General features: G+C 69.1%; 35 protein-coding genes. 9 read left to right on the forward strand and 26 right to left on the reverse strand.

Annotated features, from left to right (window positions below; all coding sequences use genetic code 11):
* The 19 genes from ACFOYY_RS06070 to ACFOYY_RS06160 all read right to left on the reverse strand — a co-directional run.
* Positions 1-283, reverse strand: a 283-nt coding sequence (locus ACFOYY_RS06070; protein ID WP_386188495.1) for a hypothetical protein, incomplete at its 3' end; no start/stop codon positions are given.
* A gap of 157 nt (positions 284-440) precedes the next feature.
* Positions 441-788 (reverse strand): hypothetical protein, encoded by a 348-nt coding sequence (locus ACFOYY_RS06075; protein WP_386188497.1) that lies wholly within the window; start codon positions 786-788, stop codon positions 441-443.
* A 96-nt stretch (positions 789-884) separates the two neighbouring features.
* Positions 885-1,889: a tyrosine-type recombinase/integrase gene (locus ACFOYY_RS06080; protein WP_386188499.1), complete on the reverse strand. Its 1,005-nt coding sequence runs from the start codon at positions 1,887-1,889 to the stop codon at positions 885-887.
* Positions 1,886-2,143 (reverse strand): hypothetical protein, encoded by a 258-nt coding sequence (locus tag ACFOYY_RS06085; protein WP_386188501.1) that lies wholly within the window; start codon positions 2,141-2,143, stop codon positions 1,886-1,888. Before ACFOYY_RS06085 ends, ACFOYY_RS06080 begins: the two co-directional genes overlap by 4 nt.
* Before the next feature lie 93 nt (positions 2,144-2,236).
* Entirely contained in the window at positions 2,237-2,425 is a 189-nt protein-coding gene (locus tag ACFOYY_RS06090) for a hypothetical protein (RefSeq protein ID WP_386188502.1), read from the reverse strand.
* Positions 2,426-2,691: 266 nt separating this feature from the next.
* The gene (locus tag ACFOYY_RS06095; protein ID WP_386188504.1) at positions 2,692-4,857 is read right to left on the reverse strand and encodes a hypothetical protein; all 2,166 of its coding nucleotides are present in this window, start codon (positions 4,855-4,857) and stop codon (positions 2,692-2,694) included.
* On the reverse strand, positions 4,854-5,132 hold the full coding sequence (locus ACFOYY_RS06100) for a hypothetical protein (protein WP_386188506.1): 279 nt from the start codon (positions 5,130-5,132) through the stop codon (positions 4,854-4,856). The genes ACFOYY_RS06095 and ACFOYY_RS06100 overlap by 4 nt, the downstream gene beginning before the upstream one ends.
* Positions 5,129-5,590, reverse strand: a complete 462-nt coding sequence (locus ACFOYY_RS06105) for a DUF3307 domain-containing protein (RefSeq protein ID WP_386188508.1) — start codon at positions 5,588-5,590, stop codon at positions 5,129-5,131. The genes ACFOYY_RS06100 and ACFOYY_RS06105 overlap by 4 nt, the downstream gene beginning before the upstream one ends.
* On the reverse strand, positions 5,587-7,011 hold the full coding sequence (locus tag ACFOYY_RS06110) for a hypothetical protein (RefSeq protein WP_386188510.1): 1,425 nt from the start codon (positions 7,009-7,011) through the stop codon (positions 5,587-5,589). Before ACFOYY_RS06110 ends, ACFOYY_RS06105 begins: the two co-directional genes overlap by 4 nt.
* Before the next feature lie 78 nt (positions 7,012-7,089).
* On the reverse strand, positions 7,090-7,263 hold the full coding sequence (locus tag ACFOYY_RS06115) for a hypothetical protein (RefSeq protein WP_386188512.1): 174 nt from the start codon (positions 7,261-7,263) through the stop codon (positions 7,090-7,092).
* A 19-nt stretch (positions 7,264-7,282) separates the two neighbouring features.
* On the reverse strand, positions 7,283-7,570 hold the full coding sequence (locus tag ACFOYY_RS06120) for an HU family DNA-binding protein (RefSeq protein WP_386188514.1): 288 nt from the start codon (positions 7,568-7,570) through the stop codon (positions 7,283-7,285).
* 94 nt (positions 7,571-7,664) lie between these two features.
* Positions 7,665-7,796 carry a hypothetical protein gene (locus ACFOYY_RS06125; protein ID WP_386188515.1) on the reverse strand — a complete coding sequence of 44 codons (132 nt, stop codon included), beginning with the start codon at positions 7,794-7,796 and terminating at the stop codon, positions 7,665-7,667.
* Positions 7,797-7,876: 80 nt separating this feature from the next.
* Positions 7,877-8,047 (reverse strand): hypothetical protein, encoded by a 171-nt coding sequence (locus tag ACFOYY_RS06130; protein ID WP_386188517.1) that lies wholly within the window; start codon positions 8,045-8,047, stop codon positions 7,877-7,879.
* A 379-nt stretch (positions 8,048-8,426) separates the two neighbouring features.
* Positions 8,427-8,687 carry a hypothetical protein gene (locus tag ACFOYY_RS06135; protein WP_386188519.1) on the reverse strand — a complete coding sequence of 87 codons (261 nt, stop codon included), beginning with the start codon at positions 8,685-8,687 and terminating at the stop codon, positions 8,427-8,429.
* An 86-nt stretch (positions 8,688-8,773) separates the two neighbouring features.
* Entirely contained in the window at positions 8,774-9,016 is a 243-nt protein-coding gene (locus ACFOYY_RS06140; RefSeq protein ID WP_386188521.1) for a hypothetical protein, read from the reverse strand.
* Positions 9,009-9,137, reverse strand: coding sequence for a hypothetical protein (locus ACFOYY_RS06145; protein ID WP_386188523.1), 129 nt, complete (start codon positions 9,135-9,137; stop codon positions 9,009-9,011). Before ACFOYY_RS06145 ends, ACFOYY_RS06140 begins: the two co-directional genes overlap by 8 nt.
* On the reverse strand, positions 9,134-9,334 hold the full coding sequence (locus tag ACFOYY_RS06150; RefSeq protein WP_386188524.1) for a hypothetical protein: 201 nt from the start codon (positions 9,332-9,334) through the stop codon (positions 9,134-9,136). The genes ACFOYY_RS06145 and ACFOYY_RS06150 overlap by 4 nt, the downstream gene beginning before the upstream one ends.
* A complete protein-coding gene (locus ACFOYY_RS06155; RefSeq protein ID WP_386188526.1) occupies positions 9,331-9,471 on the reverse strand; it encodes a hypothetical protein in 141 nt (46 codons plus the stop codon). The genes ACFOYY_RS06150 and ACFOYY_RS06155 overlap by 4 nt, the downstream gene beginning before the upstream one ends.
* The gene (locus ACFOYY_RS06160) at positions 9,468-9,737 is read right to left on the reverse strand and encodes a hypothetical protein (RefSeq protein ID WP_386188528.1); all 270 of its coding nucleotides are present in this window, start codon (positions 9,735-9,737) and stop codon (positions 9,468-9,470) included. The genes ACFOYY_RS06155 and ACFOYY_RS06160 overlap by 4 nt, the downstream gene beginning before the upstream one ends.
* Before the next feature lie 267 nt (positions 9,738-10,004).
* Here ACFOYY_RS06160 and ACFOYY_RS06165 point away from each other — a divergent pair, with 267 nt between their 5' ends.
* The 7 genes from ACFOYY_RS06165 (at position 10,005) to ACFOYY_RS06195 (ending at position 13,778) form a co-directional block, all read left to right on the forward strand.
* Complete coding sequence (locus ACFOYY_RS06165; protein WP_386188530.1) at positions 10,005-10,205, forward strand: hypothetical protein; 201 nt, start codon at positions 10,005-10,007, stop codon at positions 10,203-10,205.
* A 217-nt stretch (positions 10,206-10,422) separates the two neighbouring features.
* Positions 10,423-11,028, forward strand: coding sequence for an NUDIX hydrolase (locus ACFOYY_RS06170; RefSeq protein ID WP_386188837.1), 606 nt, complete (start codon positions 10,423-10,425; stop codon positions 11,026-11,028).
* Positions 11,015-11,419: an NUDIX hydrolase gene (locus ACFOYY_RS06175; RefSeq protein ID WP_386188532.1), complete on the forward strand. Its 405-nt coding sequence runs from the start codon at positions 11,015-11,017 to the stop codon at positions 11,417-11,419. Before ACFOYY_RS06170 ends, ACFOYY_RS06175 begins: the two co-directional genes overlap by 14 nt.
* A gap of 162 nt (positions 11,420-11,581) precedes the next feature.
* On the forward strand, positions 11,582-12,655 hold the full coding sequence (locus tag ACFOYY_RS06180) for a hypothetical protein (RefSeq protein ID WP_386188534.1): 1,074 nt from the start codon (positions 11,582-11,584) through the stop codon (positions 12,653-12,655).
* Positions 12,652-13,215: a hypothetical protein gene (locus ACFOYY_RS06185; RefSeq protein ID WP_386188536.1), complete on the forward strand. Its 564-nt coding sequence runs from the start codon at positions 12,652-12,654 to the stop codon at positions 13,213-13,215. The genes ACFOYY_RS06180 and ACFOYY_RS06185 overlap by 4 nt, the downstream gene beginning before the upstream one ends.
* A gap of 27 nt (positions 13,216-13,242) precedes the next feature.
* Positions 13,243-13,530, forward strand: coding sequence for a DUF6247 family protein (locus ACFOYY_RS06190; protein ID WP_386188538.1), 288 nt, complete (start codon positions 13,243-13,245; stop codon positions 13,528-13,530).
* On the forward strand, positions 13,527-13,778 hold the full coding sequence (locus ACFOYY_RS06195; RefSeq protein ID WP_386188540.1) for a hypothetical protein: 252 nt from the start codon (positions 13,527-13,529) through the stop codon (positions 13,776-13,778). The genes ACFOYY_RS06190 and ACFOYY_RS06195 overlap by 4 nt, the downstream gene beginning before the upstream one ends.
* Before the next feature lie 662 nt (positions 13,779-14,440).
* Here the strand turns inward: ACFOYY_RS06195 and ACFOYY_RS06200 are convergent.
* On the reverse strand, positions 14,441-14,650 hold the full coding sequence (locus ACFOYY_RS06200) for a hypothetical protein (RefSeq protein ID WP_386188542.1): 210 nt from the start codon (positions 14,648-14,650) through the stop codon (positions 14,441-14,443).
* Between the two features lie 97 nt (positions 14,651-14,747).
* Between ACFOYY_RS06200 and ACFOYY_RS06205 the strand changes: the two genes are divergently transcribed.
* Together ACFOYY_RS06205 and ACFOYY_RS06210 are read left to right on the forward strand one after the other, a co-directional pair.
* Positions 14,748-14,996 carry a GntR family transcriptional regulator gene (locus tag ACFOYY_RS06205; protein ID WP_386188544.1) on the forward strand — a complete coding sequence of 83 codons (249 nt, stop codon included), beginning with the start codon at positions 14,748-14,750 and terminating at the stop codon, positions 14,994-14,996.
* A gap of 114 nt (positions 14,997-15,110) precedes the next feature.
* Positions 15,111-15,518 (forward strand): GntR family transcriptional regulator, encoded by a 408-nt coding sequence (locus tag ACFOYY_RS06210; protein WP_386188546.1) that lies wholly within the window; start codon positions 15,111-15,113, stop codon positions 15,516-15,518.
* 937 nt (positions 15,519-16,455) lie between these two features.
* Here ACFOYY_RS06210 and ACFOYY_RS06215 read toward each other — a convergent pair.
* From ACFOYY_RS06215 to ACFOYY_RS06240, 6 genes are all read right to left on the reverse strand, one after another.
* Positions 16,456-17,280, reverse strand: a complete 825-nt coding sequence (locus ACFOYY_RS06215; RefSeq protein ID WP_352011025.1) for an SDR family NAD(P)-dependent oxidoreductase — start codon at positions 17,278-17,280, stop codon at positions 16,456-16,458.
* Positions 17,281-17,486: 206 nt separating this feature from the next.
* The gene (locus tag ACFOYY_RS06220; RefSeq protein WP_386188548.1) at positions 17,487-19,310 is read right to left on the reverse strand and encodes an AfsR/SARP family transcriptional regulator; all 1,824 of its coding nucleotides are present in this window, start codon (positions 19,308-19,310) and stop codon (positions 17,487-17,489) included.
* A gap of 171 nt (positions 19,311-19,481) precedes the next feature.
* Positions 19,482-20,159, reverse strand: coding sequence for a hypothetical protein (locus ACFOYY_RS06225; RefSeq protein WP_386188550.1), 678 nt, complete (start codon positions 20,157-20,159; stop codon positions 19,482-19,484).
* Positions 20,160-21,042: 883 nt separating this feature from the next.
* Positions 21,043-21,693, reverse strand: a complete 651-nt coding sequence (locus ACFOYY_RS06230; protein ID WP_352011029.1) for an antibiotic biosynthesis monooxygenase — start codon at positions 21,691-21,693, stop codon at positions 21,043-21,045.
* A gap of 162 nt (positions 21,694-21,855) precedes the next feature.
* Complete coding sequence (locus ACFOYY_RS06235; protein ID WP_386188552.1) at positions 21,856-23,112, reverse strand: MFS transporter; 1,257 nt, start codon at positions 23,110-23,112, stop codon at positions 21,856-21,858.
* Positions 23,113-23,131: 19 nt separating this feature from the next.
* Positions 23,132-23,356: an acyl-CoA carboxylase subunit epsilon gene (locus ACFOYY_RS06240; protein ID WP_352011031.1), complete on the reverse strand. Its 225-nt coding sequence runs from the start codon at positions 23,354-23,356 to the stop codon at positions 23,132-23,134.
* Positions 23,357-23,363 lie beyond the last annotated feature (7 nt).

Here is a 23,363-nt window from a genome sequence, read left to right on the forward strand (position 1 = left end):
GCTGGTAGCGCTCGGAGGCGGCCTGCTTGGAGATCCCGCCGAGCGCGGCGCCGATCGTGGACCAGGAGGTTCCGCTCAGGCGCTCAGCGATGACGGCCTGGCGCAGGGCCGCGGTACTGCGGTGGGTCAGGGTGTGGGCGAGGGCGGCCAGGGAGCCGGGTCCGTCGCCGGTGGGGCGGGCCAGGGCTTCGCCGATCGCTGCGGCGTCGACGGCGAGGGACAGGGCCTGGGCGCGGGCCATGCTGGCCCACGTGTATCCCAGGCCGGAAGACTGATCTGTCATACGTCAAGGATTCCTTGACGCTCTGGGGTCGTCAAGGAATCCTTGACGAAAAGCTGGGGCTCCACCTCGGCGTGGTCGATCCACGTCAGCAGGCAGCAGAACACCCCCACCTCTACGGAGGACGGGGGCGCCGTGGTGTGCCGAGTACCGCGCATCGTCAGCGGGAGCGTCGGCCCTGGCGGTGGCCGGTGACGGTACCAGCGTGGTGGCCGAGCCGGTAGGCGATGAGCGGCACCAGCTCGGTCACGACCGCACGCAGCCGGGCGTCGTCCCCACCTTCGGTGCTGTCCCACACCGGCCGGACGGCGATCAGCAGGTCCTCCACCCGGGAGGACTCGATGCGAGCCGGGCGGACGACCGTGTAGCCGTTCTCCAGCAGCTCGTCGAGGACGCGGCCGGTAGCGGGGTCCAGCCGTTCGTCGTGGTACTCCAGGCCGAGCGCCGCCTGCAGGGCGCCTCGCACGGCCACCCGGGCGGTGGGGGCGTGTGTGTTCGGGTCGTGCATCGGTGGTCCTCCTGGGTGAGGGGGTGGGGTGAGCGTACGGCGGCCCGGCGACAGGCCGCCTCCAAGATCACGAAGGCGGCCCGATAATCGCGGTTATCAGGTGGTCGAGCCGAGGACACTCGCGACCCGGGCCGAAGGGTCGTTTTCAAGGCGCTTCACCGCATGCAGGTACACACGTGTCGTCTCCGCCGAAGCGTGACCGAGCGCGTCTTGGATCTCATCTCGGGATGCACCACGCTCCTGGGCCAAAGTGGCGAACGTGTGCCGCAACGAGTGCGGAGTGACGGTTTCCGGATGATTCAGACCTGCCTGCTTCGCGATCCGCTTCACGAGGTCCTCGACCGCGTCGGTGAGCATCGCCCGGCCGGACGCCGTCACGAACACCGGCCCCGGCGTCGAGCCTCGCGTCGCGAGGTAGGCGTCGAGCAGCTGCCCGGCCAGCTCCGGCAGATGCCGCAGCCGGACCTTGCCGCCCTTGCCGACGATCCGCACCGTCCGCATCCCCCGCTCATATCCCAGCGAGGCCATCGTGAGCGCCACAACCTCGGCGACCCGCGGCCCGACGGTGAGCATCAGCGCGATGATCGCCGCCGTCCGCGCCCGCTGCCGGCCGTGGTCGTGCACCGCCGCCGTCATCATGGCCCGTGCCTCGGACTCGGTCAGGGAGCGCGTGGACGACTCGCCGCGGTTGATCTCCGGCCGGTTGGCCAACCTGACCCGGTTGGAGTCGAGGACTTCCTCCTCGACGAGGTAGGTGTACCAGGACGACATCGCGGCCAACTTGCGCGCCGCCGACCGGCCGGACAGGCCACGCTCGTGTTCCAGGTGCCGGCCGTAAGCGTCACCGTGGGCGCGCCGGACGGTGAGCGGGTCGAGGTCGTGCTCGGCGCACCAGGCCAGCCACTCCCGCAGGTCCCGCCCGTACGCCGCGGCGGTGTGCTCCGAGCGCTGCCGCAGCAGCCACGCCCACACGAGCTGCTGCACCGACGGGCCGAGCATCGCCATCTCGGCGCGGAGGTTCCGCTTCCACGTTGGTTCCTTCCCCGTCGAGGGAAGGGGCTGCAGGGCGGAGTCGGTGACCGTGCCGGTCAGGATCGTCATCGCGGGCGGCCCGACGCGTCCACTGCCTCCCGGTAGCCCGGGACTCGGGTACGTAGGTGGACGGTGCTCGTCACGTCGCGGGCCAGCTGCTGCAGACGCTCGGCGTCCTCGCTGTATGCGGCCACGGTCGCGTACGTTTCCACGAGCAGGGTCCACCGCTCCCTCGGAGTCAGCCTGCTGACTGCGTCTTCGGCCTGGCTTCGCTGCTCAGGTGTGATTCGGGTGGTCGGGCACATCGCTGCGCTCTCCGTCATGCCGGTCTCCTTGGTGGGGGCGCCGGGGCGCCGGTGGTGGAGCTGCTGCTCCGGAAGTCGCCCGGCCGTGCTGGCCGGGCGGCATCCGCGGCCTCAGCGCTCGTCGCGCTTGAGCTTGCGGACCTGAACCGGCACGCCGAGCTCGGAGGCGGCCTTGAGGCGTCTCTTCAGGTCCTTGCGTCCGTAGACGGCGGCCTTGCCGGTCGTCCCGAGCGCCTTGTCGACCTCGCTCGGCGGACCGGTGATGACGTGAGTTGCCCTCTTACTGCTGGATAGGCCCATGACGATCTCTTCTCCTGGTGGTTTGGTGTGGGGAGCGGCTGCTCCGGGGCCCCTCCCGGACGTGCCGGGAGGGGGCCCGCAACCCCCGCTGCGAAGATCGATAGCGAGTTAGATCGCCAAAACCGAGTTAGGTTTTTCACTCAGCGCCATCGGCGGGGTAATTCACAGTCTGACCTGCGGAAAGTTAGGTCAGTTAGCCAGTTAGATCGGGGTACACGAGGCGCCCTGAGAGCCCCCAGGAGCGCCTTTCGATGGGGCGAGCCGAGCTAACTCTCGTCCTGCTCCTCGTCGGCCTGGCGCCGGTTCAGGGCCTCGCGGATCAGTGCCGCGTCGATCTCCCACCGGTTGCCGGTCGAGGGCACCTTGACCCCCAGATCGGCCAGATCCGCGACCAGCTGCTTGCCGGTCAGAGAGCGGTACGGCGCCCACTGCGGCGCGTGCTCACGCAGCAGCGCGGGCACGTCCGCGGCCTTGATGGTCTGGCCACCCAGCACGGCGGCCAGGTCCTCCAGCAGATCCCGCCGCTCGGGCGTTCCCGAGGTGATTCCGGCCTGTTCGCGCAGCTTCATCGCCCGCTCCACGACCGCGCGGGCGTCGCTCTGCGAGACGTAGTAGCCGCGCAGCAGGCCCGGCCGGGGCGTGAACCCCCGCCCCATGAACGTGCCGACGTCGCCGGGCCCTTCATCCGTCTTGGGCACCAGGCCGACAGCGGAGATACCCGCCTTGTAGGAGCCGGTGCCCAAGATGGCGTCATTGCTGAGCTGGTCGCCGATCGCGAAGCACGCCTTGTTGGAGGTGATGGAGATCAACCGGCGCGGCAGCGAGTCCGTGGACGGCTCCGGCGTGGCGTACATCAACGTCACGGCGTACTTACGGGCCGCGCTCTCCAGCTTCACCGCGATCTCGGCGGCCTCCTCACCGAACTCCTCGTGCATGAACAGGGCCTGGCACTCGTCGATCACGAGGATCCGAGGGCGCAGCCGCTCGTCCTTCTCGGCGAGTTCGCGGGTGACGGCTCGCGCGTCGTGCTCCCGCAACGCCTTGCCGCGCACGCTCAGCTCGTTGTACGTCCTGCGCAGCGCCGCCATGCACGCCTCGACGACGTCGTCTCCCTGGCCGGTCCGCAGCGTGCGAAGGCGCGGCTGCATCGGTTCGTAGTCGGCGTTGTCGGCCATGACGAACACTTCGGCGGTAACGAGCGGGTCCAGCAGGGCGCCGAGCAGCAGGGTGATGAACAGCGTGGACTTGCCGGAGCCCATCATTCCGGCGGCGGCGTAGTTGGCCTCGGACAGCCGTCCGATGATGGTCCGGCCACGGATGTCGACGGCGACCGGGACGCCGCGGAAGTAGTCGGCGCTTCCCTTGTGCAGCAACGGCCAAGGGTCAACCGGCCCGGAGAGCGCCCCCTGGTCGGCCACCCACAGGTCCAGCACGCCGGGCTTGTCGCGGGGTTCGGTGGGCCAGACCTCGACGGGGAAGCGCACCAGGTTGTGCGCGAGCAGCTTCTTCTTGTTGTTGATCATCTCGACGTTGACGCCTCGGGGCAGCTCCAGCTGGGTGTGGTAGCCCTTGCCGTCTCGCTCGGTCGGTAGCACGAACCTTGGCCTCCAGCCGCTCTTGAACGCCTTGTTCAGCGGAGCGAGCTCTAGGTGGCGTAGTGCGGCGAGGATCGCGCTCTCGTCAGGGATGACATCGCGACCAGTGGGTGTGTCGTCCGAGTCGCCGGCTACCCAGGCGGGGACTTCGCTGCGGCGTCGTCCTTCGCGCCAGGCGGCCCATCCGATCGCGACCGGCGCGGCGACCAGGGCCGGACCGAGCAGCACCTCGACGGTGCTGACCCCCCACCGGATGGCGGTGGCGATGGCACGTGGAATCGTCATCCACTCGGCGGCGCCGACGGCCCACACCAGGGTGGAGGCGCCGACGGTGAGCACCACCCCGCCAGCGAGGACACCTCCGGCGAACTTGGTCATCGACCACGCCAGGACGGGCAGGCCCGCGAGGCGGTCGCGGCGGCGCGTGATGGCCTGGTGGTGGCGCTCCTGCCACTCGGCCAGTGCCTCACGGTCCCCGGCCGCCTCCGCGCTGCGGATCTGGCGGCGGTACACGCCGAGGGTGAGGGAGTCCCAGGCCCGGACGGTCCAGGAGTGGCTGCCCTGGGCGGTGGTGACGGCGGCGGCCAGGGCGCCGCGGGCGATGGTGACGGTGCGCTCGGACGGCACCGGCAGGGGCAGGGGTAGGCGGATGGTTCGGAGGGCTGGTAGTCCCGCCTCGGCCTGCGCCTGGGGCTCGCCGTCGTCGACGATTTCACCGTCGAAGATCTGAGCGGCCAGCTCCGTGCCGGACTGGGCAGGCTCGGTCTCGTTGCCGAGCGGCAGCGTGGGGGCGTCGGCTGCGTCGCGGACGATCCGCAGGTGCTGTACCTCGGTCATGACACGCCTCCCGGGAGCTGAGCGGTACCGAGGGTGGCCACCGAGGCGGCCAGGAGGACTGCGAGCGATCCGATGGCCGCCGCGGTGTGCCAGCGCATTCGGGCGGCGACGGCCATGACCAGGAGCAGGGCGACCACGGTGATCTGGAGGGCGCGGCCGGTCACCCTGGCCCATCCGGCGGCGCGGACGGCGGCGACCAGTTGGGCGAGGGTGCGGGCGTCCGTGCTGGTCGGTCGCACCGTCAGCACAGCCAGGAGCGCGAGGAGGGCGGTCACGACGCACCCCAGGCGACGATCAGCGCGGAGATGAACAGCCACGCGATGTGCCAGGACTGGTCGAGGGCGTAGGCGCCGGTGCCCAGGTGCGGGGCGTCGTCGTGGCCGGGGCGCGGGGCGCCCATGCGGTAGAAGTCGCCCTTGCCGACTCGGTCGGCCAGCGCGGCGAGGGTCGTGCGCCGGTCGGCCCAGTAGTGGCTGATCGCGTCCACCGCCAGGGCGACGTAGACGGCGGTCAGGGGCAGGTGCAGGCCGGTGACGATCTGCATGGCGGCCAGGGCGGCGGCCTTGGTGGTGGTGAGGGTGAGCACGTGCTTGGCGCAGGCGATCTGTCCGGCCCGGCCGGGGGCGCCCTTGCCGCACGCCTGGTGGTGCGTCTGAATCCAGTGGTCGCCGACGCTGTGCGCCGCGTAGAGGGCGGCGAAGGTGGCGGCGAAGACGGTCGCGGCGGCGGTCACTTCTTCACTCCGTTCATGGTCTCTACGACGGTCTCGGCGTCGGCGGTTTCAGCGACCGCGCGCCGCGGGGAAAGGACCGTCCCGTCCGGCTGGAAGTCGTAGCCCTGGGCGGTCATCCGCTCCTGCACGGCGGCGATACGGGTGCGGGCCCAGCCGATGCTCCTACCGTGCGCATCGGCCGTCTCGCGCTGCGTCGGGCGTCGGCCGACGCCGTTCTGACCGCGGCACCGACGGCGGATCCACTCCTCAGCACGCTGATTGTCCTGCTCAGAGGGGGTGTCGGCGTCGCCGTCGTGGTCACGGTCGTGGTCGCTGGTCTGGTCGTCGGCGGTGACCGCATCCGTGACCGGCGGCGTGACATCGTCGGGCTGTTCCGGGGCCGGGAGTTTGGTCATCCAGGCGGTCACTTCGGGCGACGTCGGGACGACACGTCCGCCGGTGATGTAGGCGGCCATGGAAGTGATCGCGGCGTGCACCTCTGGGTCGGTGTCGCGCCGACGCTCGACCGACGCGGTCCAGTCACGGAGTTCGTCGGCGAGCCGTGCGGCGTCGCTGTCGCGGGCGGCACCGGTGATGGCGGGATGGTCGAGGGTCTTCCAGGGGGCGGCGTCGGGCAGCTCGATCAGACTGGCTCCGCCGTACAGGGTGGTGATCTGGTCGAGCAGCGCGGCCTGCATCACGTGGTCGCGTGCCAGGCCAGTGTGCTCGACAGCCCGGTCGAGGGCCTTGTCGAGCTTGGCGAGCGCGCCGCGCATCTTCCGGTCGGAGGCCCCGGTCTCGCGCAGGGCGCGGGCCCGCTTGGCGGCCAAGGCGACGCGGGTGAGGCGCCGGTGGGCGTCAACCTCGCTGGCGGTTCGGTCGCGCGCCTCGGCCAGGCCGAGCCGCACCAGCACCCGCTCGGGGGTGAGGCGCCAGTTGACACCGGCCAGGCCGGTGATGCGACGCCTCTCGACCGCCATGCCGCGCTCCCACAGCCACGCGGCGACCAGCGGGGCGGCCAGGCGGAAGATGAACTCGGCGAGGCTGGCGGCGTCCATGGCCGACAGGACCGCGGTCAGGCCGGTGAGGACCCACACGGCGACGCCGTCGATGCCGGCGGAGTACTTCTCCCGCATGCTGCGCTTGGCCCGCACGGCGGAGGTGACGACGGCCAGTTCGATGAACGCGAACAGCAGGATCCTCAGCGGGCCGTCGAGGTGGAGGACGTCGCCGGCGAACTTCCACATGCCCTGGGCGCTGACGCTGGTGGCGATGGCGGCGACGGTGACGGTCAGGGTTTCCTCGAGCGGGTGGCTGGCCACCGCGCGCTTGAGTTGCCGCAGGCCGTACAGGGCCAGGACGGCGGCCAGCAGCCCGGCGGTGATCCACAGCGCGACGGCGGGAATGCCGAGGCGACCGATGAGGTCGGGGATAAGGTTCATGAGGTTCTGCTCCTGTACGGGGCGCGGGATCGATCAGGGGTCCCGGGCCGCGGCGGAATCGCGGCCCGGGACCAGCTGCTATGGGAGGGCTCGGCAGCTAAGGGCGTGGGTCTCGGCCTGCCGGTGCTGCACGTCGTCCTGCGACTCGCCACAGCCGTCGCAGGTGTAGGAGCCGTACTTGACTCCGCCGACGTGCTTCGTCCAGGTGACGGTGGCGCCGCCCAGGCTGGCGTAAGCGATGGTGTCCTTCATGTCGGGTGTTCCCTCCGGCTCAGGCGTTGACGGGCGACTTGCTGTCGGCGACCAGGCCCTTGAAGGTCGAGCCGGGGCGGAACTTCGGCGCCTTGGAGGCGGGGATCTGGATCGTGGCGCCGGTCTGCGGGTTGCGGCCGGTGCGCTCGGACCGCTCGACGGTCTCGAAGGTGCCGAAGCCGGGGATGGTGACGGGGTCTCCGGCGGCGACCGCGAGCGGGACGATGTCGAAGGTGGCGCCGAGGACCTTGGCGACGACGGTCTTCGGCAGCTCGGCGACGGCGGCGATCAGCTCGGTCTTGTTCATGGGGTTCTCCTTCAGGTGGGGCGCCGTGGCGCCGGTGGTGGAGCTGGCGCTCCGGACACGCGCCCGCACGGGGCGGGCGCGATCCGCAGCGCCGCTACTTGAGGAGGACGCTGCCGACGCCCTTGCACACGTCGCACTTCCGGGTGATTGGGTACTGCGGGTCACGGCCCTTGCCGTGGCAGTTCGCGCACTTGACGACGTGGCTCTCGGGGGCGTTCTCGCTCATGTCGGTTTCCTCTCGGTCGGGGAGCGCTCTGCTCCGGAAGCGCGCCCACGTCGGGTGGGCGCGATCCGCAACCTCAGCGCCTAGAAGGCCCGGCACTGGCCGGCGTGGTCCTGGGCGTCAGTGGGGGTTCCGGGCTGGTCGGTTCCGCAGGGGCAGGCGAAGCTGCCGTCGTCGGGGGTGTCGGCGGTGTAGTTGAGGACCCAGGCGACGGTGCCGCCGCCGAGGTTGCGGTACTTCTTCGTCTTGGCCATGTGTGTCTCCTTCGTGAGTGGTGGAGTTGCCGCTCCGGGCATGCGGGGCTGGGTCAGCGTTACGGGAGGGCGGCGCACCAGTCAGCGTGCTGCTGGGCATCACGACGCTCGGGGCCGGTCGGAGGCGTCTCCCCCATGGAGATGCAGGAGAGTTTTCCGCCTTCCTCCTGACGGCATCCGCCGCATGACCATCGGGAGGTGATGACCTGTCGCATGGACCCTCCGTCGCCCGTCCGGAAGGTCGTGGATTCTCCTGGCATCCAGATGACGGTGGCGCCGCCCTTGCTGCGGTATTTCACGATGGACATGTGGGTCTCCTTTCTGGTGGAGCGCTCTGCTCCGGACTCCCGCCCAGCCCTGCTGGGCGCGATCCGCAACCTCAGCGCCAGGTGCACTGGTTGGCGTGGCGGGCGGCCTCGGACTGCCCCGGCCCGGTCGGGTCCCATTTCGTTGACCCAGATCCGGAGACCTGGGTGGCTTCGCCGCCTTCGTAGGCGCCGCATCCCCGGCAGGACCACTTCGAGGCGGTGATCTGCTGCACGTAGCGGCCTTTCACGCCGACCGGGATGGTCAGGGCTGAGGCGGGTGTCCAGGTGACGGTGGCGCCGCCTTTGGTGCGGTAGGTCACGGGGGTGGCCATGGGGGTCTCCTTCGGTTCGGTGGAGCGCCTTGCTCCGGGCACCCGCCCAGCTGAAGGGGGGCTGGGCGAGCACCCGCAGCGGGCGGTCAGCCGCCGAAGAAGCGGCTCAGGCCCTTGGCGGGAGCACCGGCCCGGCGAAGGGCGGACTCGCGGTAGGTTTTGGCCAGGCTGCGTCCGACTTCGCGCTCCAGCTCCTTGGCCGCCTGCTCCCGCTGGACCTTGGTCACTCCGAGTCCTTCGGCGGCCTCGGCGAGCTTGGTGAGACGGTTGGCGCGGGTGGAGGCGTTCTTGACCTTGGCGAGCTGTTCGGGGGTCATGCGGCTACGCACGGGTCTTGCCTCCCTTGCCCTTGCCTTCCTTCTTGTCCTTGTCGTCGTCGGTCTGGATCATGGCGCTGTCCAGCTGGTTGAGGGCGACCAGGGCGGCGGCAAGCCGCTCGGCGGGCGTCACTTCGTCCTCCCGGCGATGGCCTTCCAGCGCGGGTCGTGGGCCGTCGCGACGTAGTCGCGGAGATCGCTGATGGAGGAGGTTCGGGCGGCCTTACACATGGCCGGGTCGTCGGCGCCGCAGTCGTCGCAGTTCTTCACGTGCTTGACCAGCTCGGTGCGGTTCATGGTGTTGACGTCGAGGTCCTCGGCGGCGCTCACTGGTTGCCGCCCTTCGCCTCGCGGGACGAGTGGGGCAGGACGGCGCAGTTCGCGGAGGCGGTGCGGTGCTCGTTGCACCAGGAGTAGGCGGCTTCGGCGGCGAGGGCTACGGGCAGCGTGTCGGAGGGCTTCATCACGCGGCGACCGCCGTCCGGTACGCGGTGACGAGCTCCAGTCCGGCGCGGAGGCGGGCCTCGACCTGGTCGAGGGGCAGCTGGTCGAGGTCGGCCGTCGCGTCGTGGGCGAAGAGGCGGGGGCCGTCGTCGGTGTCGGACAGGTAGAGGCCGGTGCCACTCCCCCGGCGGCAGTAGCTGTCCTCGGCGTGGCGGGGGTCGGTGTAGTGGTTGTTGCACCACGGCTGGTGGGGCTGGGAAGCGGAGATGAGCGCGGTACGCTCGTGCACGGGTCTTCCTTCCTGTAGGGCAGGTGGGTGGGCTTAGGGCTCGTCCGGCGCTGGAACGCCGGGCGGGCCCGTTTTGGTTTGTGCACACAGAAGAGGCCCCCTAGAGGCGAGCCTTGCGGCAACCTCACGGGTTTCTGTGCAGACAGATTCGCATGGCAGTAGCTGCTTTCGCAAGCTCTTCTTGGCTGTTAGTGTCATGACACATAAATCAGCCGACTGAGTGAGGTGCGTATGATCCCGTGTACACACACGATCGGGAGCACACCCATGCCGCGACCCGCCACGGGGCACACGCCGAGACGAAGCATTCGCCTCGGCGATGAGATCTGGGAGCAGGTGGAGTACATCGCCGACCTGGACGGCACCACCGCGACCAGTGTGGTGAAGACGGCGCTGATGGAGTACATCGCCAAGCGCCGGCGACAAGAACGCGTGCAGCGACGCAGCAAGGACGCCGAGACCCCGTAAGGGCACTGCCGCGCAGTTCGTAGTGGACATGATCCAAGCGAAGCGGGACGGCTGTGCCGGAACGATGCGCCGATGGTGCACGGCTAGTGCAGTGTGACCAGCCGTGATGCACTGGCGGTGCACTCATCACCATCAGGGCCGTGAGGGGGTGCTATTCGTGGACGTCGTAGATCGGTGGACCGGTCGTCATGCTGCCGCGCTTCAAGCCGCCCTGCGGATGACCCACGACGAGTACGCCGCTCACCTCGGCGTCGCCCGCAGGACCGTTGCCTCTTGGCATGCGCGTCCTGAAGTGGTGCTCCGGACAGAGCTACAGCGCGCTCTCGACACCGCCCATGAACGTGCCCCAGCTGGCGCTCGCGCTCGCTTCGCCCACCACCTCGGCCAGATTTCGCCAGCGGGCGGAACTGTTCTCGGGCGGGCGCTCACCGTCGCCATCTCCATTGTCACCAGGGGTGATCGTGTGCTGCTCGTTTGTCGGCGCGACACCGAGACTTCGGGGATCACCTGGCAGTTTCCCGCAGGTGTGGTCAAGCCGGGTGGTGCAGCTGATCTTGTGGCGGTTCGCGAGACCCTCGCCGAGACCGGCGTCCACTGCAGTGTCCGGGCGCCGCTTGGTGAACGCCTCCACCCAGTGACCGGTGTCCAGTGCACCTACTGGCTGTGCGACTACCTCGCCGGAGAAGCGGAGAACCGGGACGCCGACGAAAACATGTCCGTGATCTGGGTGCCACGTGCCGAGATCACCCGGTTCATCCCCGCAGAGCAGCTCTACCCGCCCGTCCTACAGGCCATCGAGGAGGCACCGAGTGAACGGCCCTGACGAGCGACCAGCGGTCGCTGCCGCCATCATCGTGGTCGACGGCCGCGTCCTCCTCATCCGCCGCGCGATCGCCGAGGGAGAGCTCTCTTGGCAGTTCCCGGCTGGCGTCGTCGAACCGGGGGAGTCTGGGGAGCAGGCCGCCGTGCGGGAGACAGTGGAGGAGACAGGGCTGACGGTGGCTGCAGTCAAGACCCTTGGCGAGCGGGTCCACCCAGCGACCGGCCGCCACATGATCTACGTCCTGTGTGACGCGATCGACGGCACCGCTCACACCGCAGACGCAGACGAGGTGGCCGAAGTGGAGTGGTGTGACCGAACCGCCGTTGAGCAGCGGGTGCCTTTCCCCTTCTTCGAGCCAGTCCAGGAGTACCTCGACGCCACTCTCATCTGAACATCAAGCCAGCCCGGCTGGCTAAGACAAGTCGGGCCCGCCCGGTGCGCCAACACCGGAACGAGCCCTTGATCCACCGCCTGCACAACCAGGAGGAAGACCCATGGGCACGATACAGGCTGCCCTCGCACACGCCCTTGCCTGCAGAGGCGACGGCGTCCGATGAATCACGACTGGGTGAGCGCCCGCGCTGTCGCGTGGGTGATCCACGACGCACCCGTTCCCGCCGATCTCGCCTTCACCCTGACTGTGATCGCCGCCCGCTGCGACGAGCACGGCCGGGGTTCTTACCAATCGATCAGCACGATCGCGACGAAGGTTGGTAAGTCGCCGAAGCAGGCGCAGCGTGACGTCGTCAGGCTGCGCGAGCTGGGGTTGCTGCTCCTGGGCGACCCAGGTCTCGTCGAGCACCTCCCTCCAGGGCAACGGCCGGTGGTCTACGACGTGCCGATGCACTTGAGCGGACCAAAGCCGGTCAAGGAGTCTCGCAATAAGAGCGGGGTCAAGAAGGTGATCCAGGAGACCCCTCCCATGGATGGGACCTCCCCCTCGGGTGGGACTCCTCCCGTCCAAGCCCCTTCCACCCCTCCCATGGATGACCTGGGACCCCTCCCTTCCAAGGGAGCCAAACAACCCTTGAACAACCCCTTGAACAACCCCTCTCTCGTCGCGGCCGCCCGGACGATCGTCGACGCCTTCGCCGAGAAGAAGATCGGGATCACGGAGGAAGAGGCGAGAGAGATCATTTCCTTGATGGAAACCGACGCCAGGCGGAAGAACGACCCCATCGTCAGCCTCGCCCCGTTCGTCCGGGCCGTCGCCAGGAACGGAGACCTCCCCGGCTTCCTCGCCCGCGTCCGGGCCGGAGAGCGCGCGGCCGTACCGCGCGAGACGCCGATCCCGCCGCCCGCCTCCGCCGTGCTCGCCCAGCGCCGCACCTCCGCCACCCCGCCCGAGGAGCGAGACGAGGAACTGACGGACCGCGAGAAGGCCATCGCCCACGCTCGCGGCCGAATCGGCCACAGCACGCCCAATGCCCGGTTGGCCATACCCGAGCAGGCCGAGCCTGCGGAAGCCGCCGAGGCCCGCGCCGAACTTGCCCGATATGGCGACTTCGGCCAGTGGATGACCGCTGCGTACGGCAAACTCGGCGGCGACGCCCACCGCGACGAAGTCGTGATCCTCGCGGCCAACCTCGCCCGAACCCATCGAGCCCCCGTCCAGGAGAGCGCATGACCTGCAACTGCGACATCGAACACGCCTTGGGGCCGTGCGCCACCCACCGCCGTGTCGACTACCTGGCGTGGCTCACCGAGCGGGCTCCTCGTCTGGCCGTGGCCGAAGCCCAGGGGGATCCGTTTGTGAACCGGGAGTACTGGCCTCCCGACGCCGCGGAAATCGAAGAGTTCGCCGCCTACCGCGCCGCCCTGTCCGGTGTGGCTCGCGAGCACTTCGACCGCCAGTGGGAGAGCGAGGTCGAATACGTGGAATGGCCCTCGGCGTGGGAGACGGCGCTCATCGTCCGCGACGCCTGGCCGACCCTCGTCGCCGCGCAGGAACGTGACGCGCTCCGGGCGCGCCTGGCGCAGGTCGGCCGCGATGAGGAGTACCCGATCGGACGCCACGGTGAGGACTACGAGGAGTTCCCTGACAACGTGGCCAGCGCGGAGTGGCTCATCGGCGAGGCGGACAAGCTCGGCGTCCTGGCTGCTCGCGCCCTCCACATGGAGCAGGTACTCCGGGAGCATGCTGCGGAGATGGCGAAGGGCGGGTCAGGTGTTCCTGTCGTCCCTTAACGGCCCTCCCGCGGGTACGGTGGCTTCATGAGCGCTCAGCCCGTCGAGAAGGACCCGCAGGACCCTCAGGTGATCCTGCGCGACCTGCCTGCCCGGGAACGGCCGGAGTTCCTGCGCCAGTACCGGGCAGCCGCCGAGGCGGCCCGGGACGACGTCGCCCGCTACAAGGACCTCAACCGGCTGCTGCACCGCTGGCACCTGGTCGTCATCGCCACAACCAGGCCCGGCTACTACGAAGCGATCCAGCAGGCGAAGACCGGGCCGGGCGTGCCGCTGATGGAGGCGCTCGAGGCCGAGGTGGCCCGCCGCCGGTGACCTACCGCCCTGACCTGTCCGAGCGTGCCCTCAGCCAGCTCGGCGGCTTCCCCGTCGACGCCCTCGGAGCGCTCGCCGCAGCCATGGCCGACGTGTGCGACGACCCTTACGACCCGCTCACCAGCATGGCCACCGGCGACGAACAGGTACGGCGCGCCGACTTCGGCGAGGGCCGCGGGTTCGTCACGTTCCTCATCCTCGATGCGGTCGAGGTGGTTCGGGTGGTCGACATCATCTGGGTGGGCTGAAGGTCGCTATTCGCGACGTCCCGCTCCCGAAAGCGCGACGTGACCGATCTGCGGTCGGTGATTGCAATGGAGGCCCTACAGCCCGGGTGGATCGTCTACTGTGGGGCTGGGCGTCTTATGAAGTGCCCTTCATCACGGCGTTTAAAGACCCCTGTACAGCACGAAGCCCCGGAACCGCCTGGTAACGATTTCCGGGGCCTCGCCTCGCCTGGTGTCGCGGATTCGGCTAGCGGTTGAGCTGGCTGGATCTGCGACGCCTGAGCAGCCAGGCCACTACCGCCACGACGACCCCCGCGACGGGGATCCATCGCCAACCAAGGCGGTTCGGCCTGACGATTCGTTTCGCGTGTTTCGCCACGAGATTCCTTTCCCGGCCGGTATGCCCCTGATGGGGGGATGACTCCGGCCTTCAGTCGATCCCATGGTCATCGACTGAGAGGAAAGGCACGTGCTGCGCTTACGAACCGTCCCGAAGCTAGCAGTATTTCCTGCGCTTGATCCGAAGATGGCGGCAAGTCGTTTACGCCAATCGTTGTAGTACTACAAGCCTTGTAGTACTACAACGCTTGTAGTACTGCGGTATTAGGCCCGAAATTGAAGCGGCCCCGCACCTCCCCTCCGAAGGGTGCGGGGCCGCCGTCCCCGGCCGGCCTGGTCGGAGTTCAGACCCGACCGGGGGGCTTCACGGAGCGGGCGATCGCCTCTTGGAACTCGGCGAGGCTCAGCGCGATGCCGATCCGCCGAGCGAGTTCATGCTCGTCGCCGCCCACGGACCGCAGAGCCGCCTGCCTGACGGCGTCCAGCTGCTCGGCGGGGGCGACGCCCCGCGCCACCGCCCGGGCGTGCAGCCGGTCCAGCTCCTCAGGAGTCACGGGGTGACCGTACGTGACCCTATCTATACCTGTCCATAGACAGGGGCAGCTATCCATCTCTATGAGTGCACGTCGCCGCCTACGTACCGTCAGGAGCGTGATCGAGTACGACCCGACCGAGCCGAAGTGGCGGCAGATCTACGCGATCGTCCGCCAGCGCATCGAGTCCGGCGAGTACCCGCCGAAGGCGCTCGTCAGCGAGGTCCGCCTCGAGGCCGAGTTCGACGTGACGCGGACCACGATCCGCAAGGTCACCCGGCAGCTCCGCGAGGACGGGCTGATCGTCACCCGGCCGTCCCTCGGATCGTTCGTCGCCGACCCGGCCGCTCCAGCCGCTGAGGAGTGACTCACCGGCCGCTCCAGCGCTCCCCCTTGCCCGCTGTCTACTCCCCCGTCTACCCCTGTCCAGGTACCCGTAGGGCCCGGTAGGGGCGCACCTGGGCGCCCGTACGGTCGCCCCGTGCGCGAGATCGATCATCACGGCGAGACGCCGGTCTACCGGCAGGTGGCCGACGCCCTGCGGGCCGACATCGAGGAAGGCCGCGTCCAGCCGCGGCGCCCGCTCCCGAGCGAGGTCCACCTGCAGCAGGAGTTCGGCGTCGCGAGGGATACGATCCGGCGAGCGATCACCCACCTCGTCGAACTCGGCCTGGTGCGAGTGGTCGCCGGCCGGGGAACGTTCGTGCGCGCACTGGAGGTGAGCGTGGTGGACATGGAGCCGGGCCTCCGGATCACGACGCGGCCGGCGACCGACGCGGAGAGGGCGACGCTGGATCTTGCCGAGGGCGTCTGGGTGCTGGTGGTGGAGCGCCCGTCGGGTGAGGTCGAGGTTCTGCCGGGGGACGGCGGGGAGATCCGGGTGAAGTGAAAGACCCCCGCAGCCGGGCTACGGGGGTCTTCGGTTGCGAGGCGAGGGCGACTCCCCTTCGCAACGTATCCGGAGACCTTATCCAGCCTCCGCTTTCCGGTCTACCTTCCGCTACATATCGGTCTGGTCACCTGTCTACAGGGAGTGATCGTGCGCTGCGGGGTGATCGTGCGTCAGACGTGCGTCAGGAGTGGGCGACGACCCCCTACACGTCACGACACAGGGAGACCATTTCCCCAGGTCAGATCGGCGCGAAAGCCCCCAACCGCGAACAATTCCTTCGTTCGGGACGAAGAGGTCGTGGGTTCAAATCCCGCCACCCCGACAGTGTTTGGCCAGATCAAGGGCCTGATTCGTTAAGCGGATCGGGTCCTTTTTCTGTTTCCGGGAGAAATACGGGAGGCGATCTTTGCTTCCTCCTGTCAGGCCGTGAGCTCACGGTCCGGGGACGGCGCCCGTGACGTCGGCCGACCTCAAACTCCTGGGAGGACGTCTCCCACGGCCCCTGCTCGGCCCCAGGAGGAAGACCCGTGTTTCCTCGGCGTGGACCGTTCAGGTCCTCACGGTCTGTTCGATCCTTGGCGGCTCGTACACGGATCCGCCTGACCGCCGAGGTTCGTGCCGTCCGGAGATCCACGGCCGAACAGCCGTAACCGGGCCGGTCCGGTGGCAGGACCGCGTGACGGCACGAAGTGGCCAGGAGGAGCGGGGAGGCCGCAGGACCGGCCCGGCCGTGGAAGACCGCCATGAGACGCCGGTCACGGGAGGGGCCACCTCGTCGGCGTCGGGTTCGACGTCGCGGACGGGGCCTTCCACGGAGGCGACCAACGTGGGCCGAGACAGTGGACCGCCTCCGGGACCGGCCTGGTCCCGGGACGAACCATGTGGTGCGGCGCGCGTGCCCGTCGCTCGACGCGTCGGCCCGACCGGCGTTCCCTCAGCGCGACAGCAGCTCGCGGGTCACCTCGTCGAGTCTCCTGGCATGCCGCGGCTCGAAGGACTCTCCCACAAGATCCATCCTCCGTCCTTCCACGAAGGCGCTCAGCGGTTCGGCCGGAGGATTGTCGATGGTCGCGATGATCGGCTTTATCCCCGCCTCGACCGGCTTCGCGCTTCTCTTCATCGCCTCGACGTGGAACCTCGTCATCTCGTCATATTCTCCGGAGAAACCGGTCGACACGCTGCCGGGGTTGAAAAGCACATATCTGATCGGCCCGGATCCGTATCTCTCCGCGAAGGAGACCCCCAGCAGGTCGTTCGCCTTTCCGCCCTGCATCTGCGCGGCCAGACCGTCATAGTTCCGCTCGAACCCGAGGTCGTCCCACTGGATCTCCCCCATCGGGGAGCCCGGTCCCGCGACGTTCATGATGACCGGTCTCTCCCCCTTCTCCAGAAGGCCGCGCAGATCGTGGCCGAGCAAGAACCGGCTCAGGTAGAAGAGCGCGAAGGTGTACTCGAACCCCTCGGCCGTCTCCCGGCGCTCCGAGAGGAAGTGCCGTGCGCACAGGACGAGTACGTCCACCGCGGGAAGCCTCTCACCGATCTCGCGGACCACCCTGCGGTTCTCACTCACCAGGCTCAGGTCCGCCCGCACGAAATGGGCTCGCCCGCCTGCGCCGATCTCCCTGGCAGCGGAGAGGAAGGACTCCCCCTTCCTCTCGTCGCGCCCGATGACGACGACCTCGTCGCCCCGCTCCAGGAATGCGGCACCCATTCCCCTCCCCATCCCGTCACTGCCCCCCTGAATAACGATTCTTTTCACATTTGTCCTTTCGAATGGTGTGATTCCCGGCTGATTTTACGTCGAGACGGACCTGGCATCGCAAAGAACAAAGAAAAACTCCGAGCACGGTTTTCCAGGTGGATGACAAATCCATCTCCAAGACGGGGCGGAAACGCAGGAGAAAGAAAAGCGGCGGCTCCGTCCAGGCGGGTGACGGAGTGGGCGGCGGTCCCCGCGACTCCTCCTCACCGTGATCGGGCGGCCTGCGCGGAAACCAGGGGCAGGCGGTCCTCCCCGTCGAGTGCGAAATCCCCCACAGAGGCACTCCATGGCCGGTCCGCCCAGGTGGACAGCATCAACCGCAGCAGCCCGGGAACCTCCAGCACCGGACCGTCGTGACGGTCGCGCACCTTCAGCGAGTGGGACGCGAGGAGGGACTCCACCAGACGACCGAACTCCCTGGCGTACGGCCCCGGCCGTCCCGCCTCGTTCCAGAGGTCGGCCTCCCGCACCGGCCCGGGAAGCCGGGACAGGGTGGACAGCAGGCGCCGCTCCGCGGCGGGGAGCCGCAGATACGCTTCTCTGAGCCTTCGCAGGCAGTCGTTCCGCGGTCCCTGGAGCAGCGCCAGCCGCTCGGTGTGGTCGCGCGCCCGGCGGAGCACCTCGTGCAGGAAAAGGTGCGGCCGGGCCCTGAGCCGCTCTCCCAGTGCGACCAGGGCCAGCGGCGATCCCTCGTACAGCCGTACCAGTTCCATGGCGGACGCCCGCTCCCGCGCGACGCGTTGGGCACCGACGACGGAGCTGAGAAGTACCACCCCTTCGTGGTCGGACATGCCCTCAAGCGGGACGTGGGTGACGGCGCCGGGTAAGCCCTCCAGCCGCCAGCGTGAGGTGACGATCACCGCGCAGCCCGGACTGTTCGGTATGAGGGGAAGCACCTGCCCGCAGGAGTGGGCGTCGTCGAGCATCACCAACATGCGCCGTTCCGACGTCCAGCTGCGGAAGAGCCGCGCCATGTCCTCCGTCGACTCGGGCAGGTGCCGTTCGAGGTATCCGGCTGACAGAAGCAGCGACGTGAGCGCGTCCCGGACGGGCACCGGGGTGCTGTCCGGACGGTGCAGTGTGGTGAAGAGCTGGCCGTCGGGATACCGGCGGCGCAGGCAGTGGGACGCCTCGACCGCCGTCACCGTCTTACCCACTCCCACACCGCCCGCCACGAGCACGATGCGCACCGTCGACGGGCCGCTGGAGGCCGCGGCGGCCGGTCGGACGGCGCGTACGATGTCCGCGACCTCGCGACTGTGCGCGGTGAAGCCGGGTGTCCTGGCCGGCAGCTCCGCCGGAGGTTTCTGGGGCGGCCCGCCGACGACGCGCACCCTCGGCCTCTCCAACGACACCTGGCCCTCCAGGATGCGGCGCTGCAGATCCCTCAGTTGTGGGGAGGGTTCCAGACCAAGTTCGTTCGCCGTCGTGGTCCGCAGCCGTCTGTAGGCGTCGAGTGCCACGTGCTGCCGTCCGGAATGGGCCGCCGCGCGCATGAGCTGCCCGCAGATCACCTCGTTCAGCGGATGACTGATCACCAGGCCGCTCAGCTCGGTCAGCAACTCACGGTGCCGCCCCAGTGCCATGTCGGCCTCGATCCGCTGTTCCAGAGCGTGCATCCGCAGCTCTTCCAGCCTGGCCTGCTGGGCCATGAGCAGCACCCCGGTCTCCACGTCCTCGAAGGGCCGCCCACGCCACAGCGCGAGCGCCCTTCGATAACTGTCCGAGGCCGCCTCGACATCTCCCCCGCCCAGCTCGGAGAATCCCGCTTCGCACAGTTTCTGGAAACACCAGAGGTCGAACCGGTCCTCTTCCGGCCGGATCCGGTAACCATGCTGTCCGGTCTCTATGGGAGGCTTTCCCTCCATGTTCTTCCGCAGTGCCTTGCGCACGGAGTAGATGTACGTCTGTACGGTCTTGCGGGCGAGTTTCGGGGGCCTTTCCCCCCAGAGCTCCTCTATCAGGGTCTCGACCGAGACCGTCTGCCCGGCGTGGGCGAGCAGCAGCGAGAGCACTCGGCGGCCCATCGGGGACATGGGATCAAGGAGCCCCCGCTCTCCACGCACCTCCAATGGGCCAAGAATGGCGAAGTACATGATGACCCCCGTTCATCAGCCGGCATTCATGACGTTTCCACGGCGTCCAGCGTGCTTTCCTGGACGAAGAAGGACCGCCACGGCACCCCATCGGCAATCAGGTCACGGGCCCGTGAGCGTCAGCGCGTGCGTGTAGCGCGCTCCCGCGTCGCCACCGCCCGCCTGGTCGAGCAACGGCTGGATCACCTCCTCGATGTGTTCGGCCGCCTCTTTCTCCGAGGCCCACTCAGAGAGCACGAAGACGCCACCGTCGCCCAGACCCACATGGAAGTTGGCCGCGATCGCACCGGGATAGGCGCGTTCCTCTCCCTCGACCTCCTCCTCCGAGGCCAGCAGATCGTCGATCCAACGACACGCGGCGTCCTCGCCGGGCATCGGGAAGACCGCGGCGGGGAAACATTCGGGGACCGGTTCGGGTTCGGTGATCGCCCCACCTCTCACGACCCTGTACAACCGGTACGGCACGGCGCCGAGGGAGCGAGCCCCCTCAACGCCCAGGTAGGGGCCCTCCTGCGGTCCGTCCTCCTCCTCCCGCAGGGCGTTCAGCGCGGCCTCCCTGGACGACCACTGCGCGTACGTGAGCACGGAGTCTCCGTCGGTGCTCACGTAACAGCTGAAGGAGAGGAGTTCCGCGGGCCAGGGGCGGGACCGCCGGTGGGCGGCCGTCGCGTCCACGACGGCGCCCTGTCCATCGGCTCCGCCGACGGATATCACCTCCACGCACACCGCGGCGGCGTCCGGACGGTCGATGACGGGAAGACTGTCAGCGGTACGGAACATTCTTGACCCCTTATCAAGGATTTTTCGGCCGCGCCGCACCCGGTGATCCGGCGCGACATGTCATACCGTTGAATGCGCGGACAGGAAATCTTTAAGGAGAGCGAGGTCCCGTTACCAGGGAATCGCCGAAGCGGCCACATTATTTCGGCTCATGCATTCGGTGCCGTCTAAGAGACTGTTCGCGACCTCATTGCCATTCTTCATCCTCCCGCACGGCGGGAGTAGCCCCCTGCGGGCGCCCGAACGGGTTTCATTCGCCCCTACACCCGAGCGCCCCAAACGGGTAGGCCGACCGTCCGCGCCGGACGCGTCACGCGTATCATCCGCGGGAAAGGGAATCACTCCGCACGGCGAGCCCGCAGACAACCCCTGGCCTGCGCGTTCGCCACCTTCACCCGGGTGGGGAAAACCACGACGGCACGTCCGTCGGAATGTGTTCGCGAAACGATCAGGAAACGTTTCCCGTCACCCTAAGTCAATTAGGGGCTACGATACACAGTCGGGTGCGAGCGCTCAAGGCGCCTCTTCTCACGACCATGTCGAAAAATGCGGCGGAACAGGCCCGAAGTGCGGAACCGTCTTTTCACGCCTCGTTCTGCGCCGCTGCGCCCCGGCCCGCCGGGCCCGCCGTACGGGCTCCTCCGGGGGGCCGCCTGCCCCGTGCTCGCCGCCCGGCCCGAGGCCACCGCCGTCGTCGTGGTCCGACGTGGCGGCACCGGAGAGTCCTGTGTGCCCCTCCGCGATCCGGCCCGCGGGTGTCCCGCCGCCCGCGGGCCGATGCCGTCGAGGGCGTCGCGGCTGGAACGGCCTCGCGGTTCCGCCCTCCCGGCCCTTGACGAGGCGCTCAGGACCGGGAGAGCGCCGGACTCCCTCGTGCACGGCTCTACGCCTGTCTATCGAATCCTCGGTAGAGGTGGTAGCGCTTGAACCCGATGGGCCGTACGCCGGGAATGTCGTCACTGACGCTCCTGGTCGTGACCCGTGCCGCGCTGTCGAGGAACGCCGTGTGCGTCTCGTCGGACGTCCACTCCGCGTAGTTGAGGACCCGGGTGGCGTCGGTGCTCACGTGGAAGTTCGCTGAGAGCATTCCGGGGGATCGGCCCGCCCGCGTCCTCTCCAGCGCGTCGGTCAGGGAGTCGATGACCCTGTCCTGCCGTTCGGCGCCGTCGACGTCGAACGTCGCGACGACCATGCATCCGGGGGTCCCCGCCGCCCCCCGCGGCACCACGCTCCCCCGCAGGCGGTACTCCACCGCTCCGGCGTTGGCGGCTCCGTGCAGGGAGGCGACGAACGGCCGGTACACCGCCGCGTCGGAGCACTGCGCGTAGGTCAGTACGGTGTCCTCCTCGACGCTGAGGTAACAACTGAAGGAGAGAACGCCGACGGGCCATGGCGTGCCGCTCCACTGCTCGACGTGCTGCTGCAGTACCTCGATCGCCGCCTGCCGGGTCGGCACGTACCGTTGTCCGACGAAGACGGCCCGCGCGTCCGTGCGGCGAACGTCCGGCATGCGCGCGGAGGTGAGCCGGGTCATTCCGCCTTCCCTTCGAGGAAAGCCAGGCGGTGTCCATGGGGAACAACCGTTCGCGGGGTTTCTCGCCGCACGGTGGAGTTTCCCTCGTCGCGGGCGGCGACGCCGGGACTGACGGGCCCCTCCCGGACACCGCCGACGGTCACGACGAGGTCGGCAGGACGATCAATCATGAACGGGACCTCCCATGTGTTCTCCGGGGCGCCGCAACGCGCCCCCGCGTAGTCCGGCGAGCGCCGCCAGCAGGCCCAGTGCCCCGGCGGCGGTGATCGCCAGCGTCGCCGCCCGGGGGGTGGGCCGAACGGTCACCAGCACCGCGACGAGCGGCAACATCACGGCGGCGCCGAGTTGGACCCCGGTCTGGTAGAGCGGAACCGCCAGCCCCCGTTCTGCGGGCCGGATCCCCGCCGTGGCCTGCATGTTCAGCGCGGCGAAGGAGAGGACGAACCCGGTCTCGACCAGCAGCAGCGTCGGCAGCGTCCCGGACCAGTACGGCCTCGTCTCCGGCGACAGAAGGTAGAGCGCGTAGCCGAGAAGGGAAGTGGAGGCACCCGCCGTTATCAGCTTCTCCGTTCCGAAACGGGCGGTCAGACGCCCGGCGAACGGCACCGTCACCGCCAGTGGCACGCAGGCGGGCAACAGCGCCAGGGCACACCGCCAGGGGGACCATCCCAGCCTCTGCTGAAGATCGAAGGTGACCATCAGGAGCAGGCTGACGTAGCCCCCGTTGAGCGTGGCCGCGCCGATCGTCGCGTTACGCAGCCGTCCGTCGCGGAGCAGCGACGGCTTCACCCAGGTCACGCGTCTCCCCTCTCCGGGTTCCTCCGTCATGGTCCGTGCCGCGAGGAGGAGCAGCACCAGTGCGACCGGGGCAGGGAAGAGGAAGGTCCACCGCCAGTTCACGGCGAGGAAGGCCGCGGAGAGCAGCAGACCCGCGGTGAACCCGACGGCGCCGAACAGGGCGTAGACGGAGACGGCCCTGCGCCGCCTCGGCCCCTCTTCGAAGGTGGTGGCGATGACGGCCAGACCGGTGGGCGCGGTCAACGCGGCACACACCCCCTTGACGACCCGGCTCGCGACGAGAAGGGCCTCGCTGTCCGCCGTACCGCCGGCCACCGAGGCGACGACGAACAGCAGCATGGCCCCGAGATAGGCGCGGCGCCGCCCCAGGCGGGCGCAGATCCAGGGCCCCAGGACGAGCAGAGCCGCGAAGCCGAGGGCGAATCCGCTCATCAGCCACTGCGCCTCCGGCAGCGACATGCCCAGGGCGCCGCCGATGGTGGGCAGCGCGAGGAGCACCACGGACACCTCGACGGCGTCCAGGAGCATGTTCCCCGACAGGACGAGCAGCAGGACCCATTGGCGTGCCCCCCGGGGGTCCGGGACGGTGAGGGAACCCCGTGTCGTGCGGTCCGCCGTCACCGTCCCACCGTTCCGGCCGTCATGTGCCGTCCCTTCGCCAGGATCGTGGGTCCTCGAAGACGGCCGTCCGTTCCGGCCTGCGCCAGCGGGCGTTCGCCTCGGCTCCCGGGGGGAGGCCGTCGCGTGGAAGATCACGTTTACGGCGCGCGCAGGCGAGCAGCACGGCCGTGATCGCGGTCAGTTCCTCCGCGGTCGGGCGCCCCCTCCTCACCCGCAGCAGGGTCCGGTCATGAGGTTCGCTCATCGGTTGA

This window comes from Streptosporangium jomthongense (genome assembly GCF_042650425.1).
Classification (GTDB): domain Bacteria; phylum Actinomycetota; class Actinomycetes; order Streptosporangiales; family Streptosporangiaceae; genus Streptosporangium.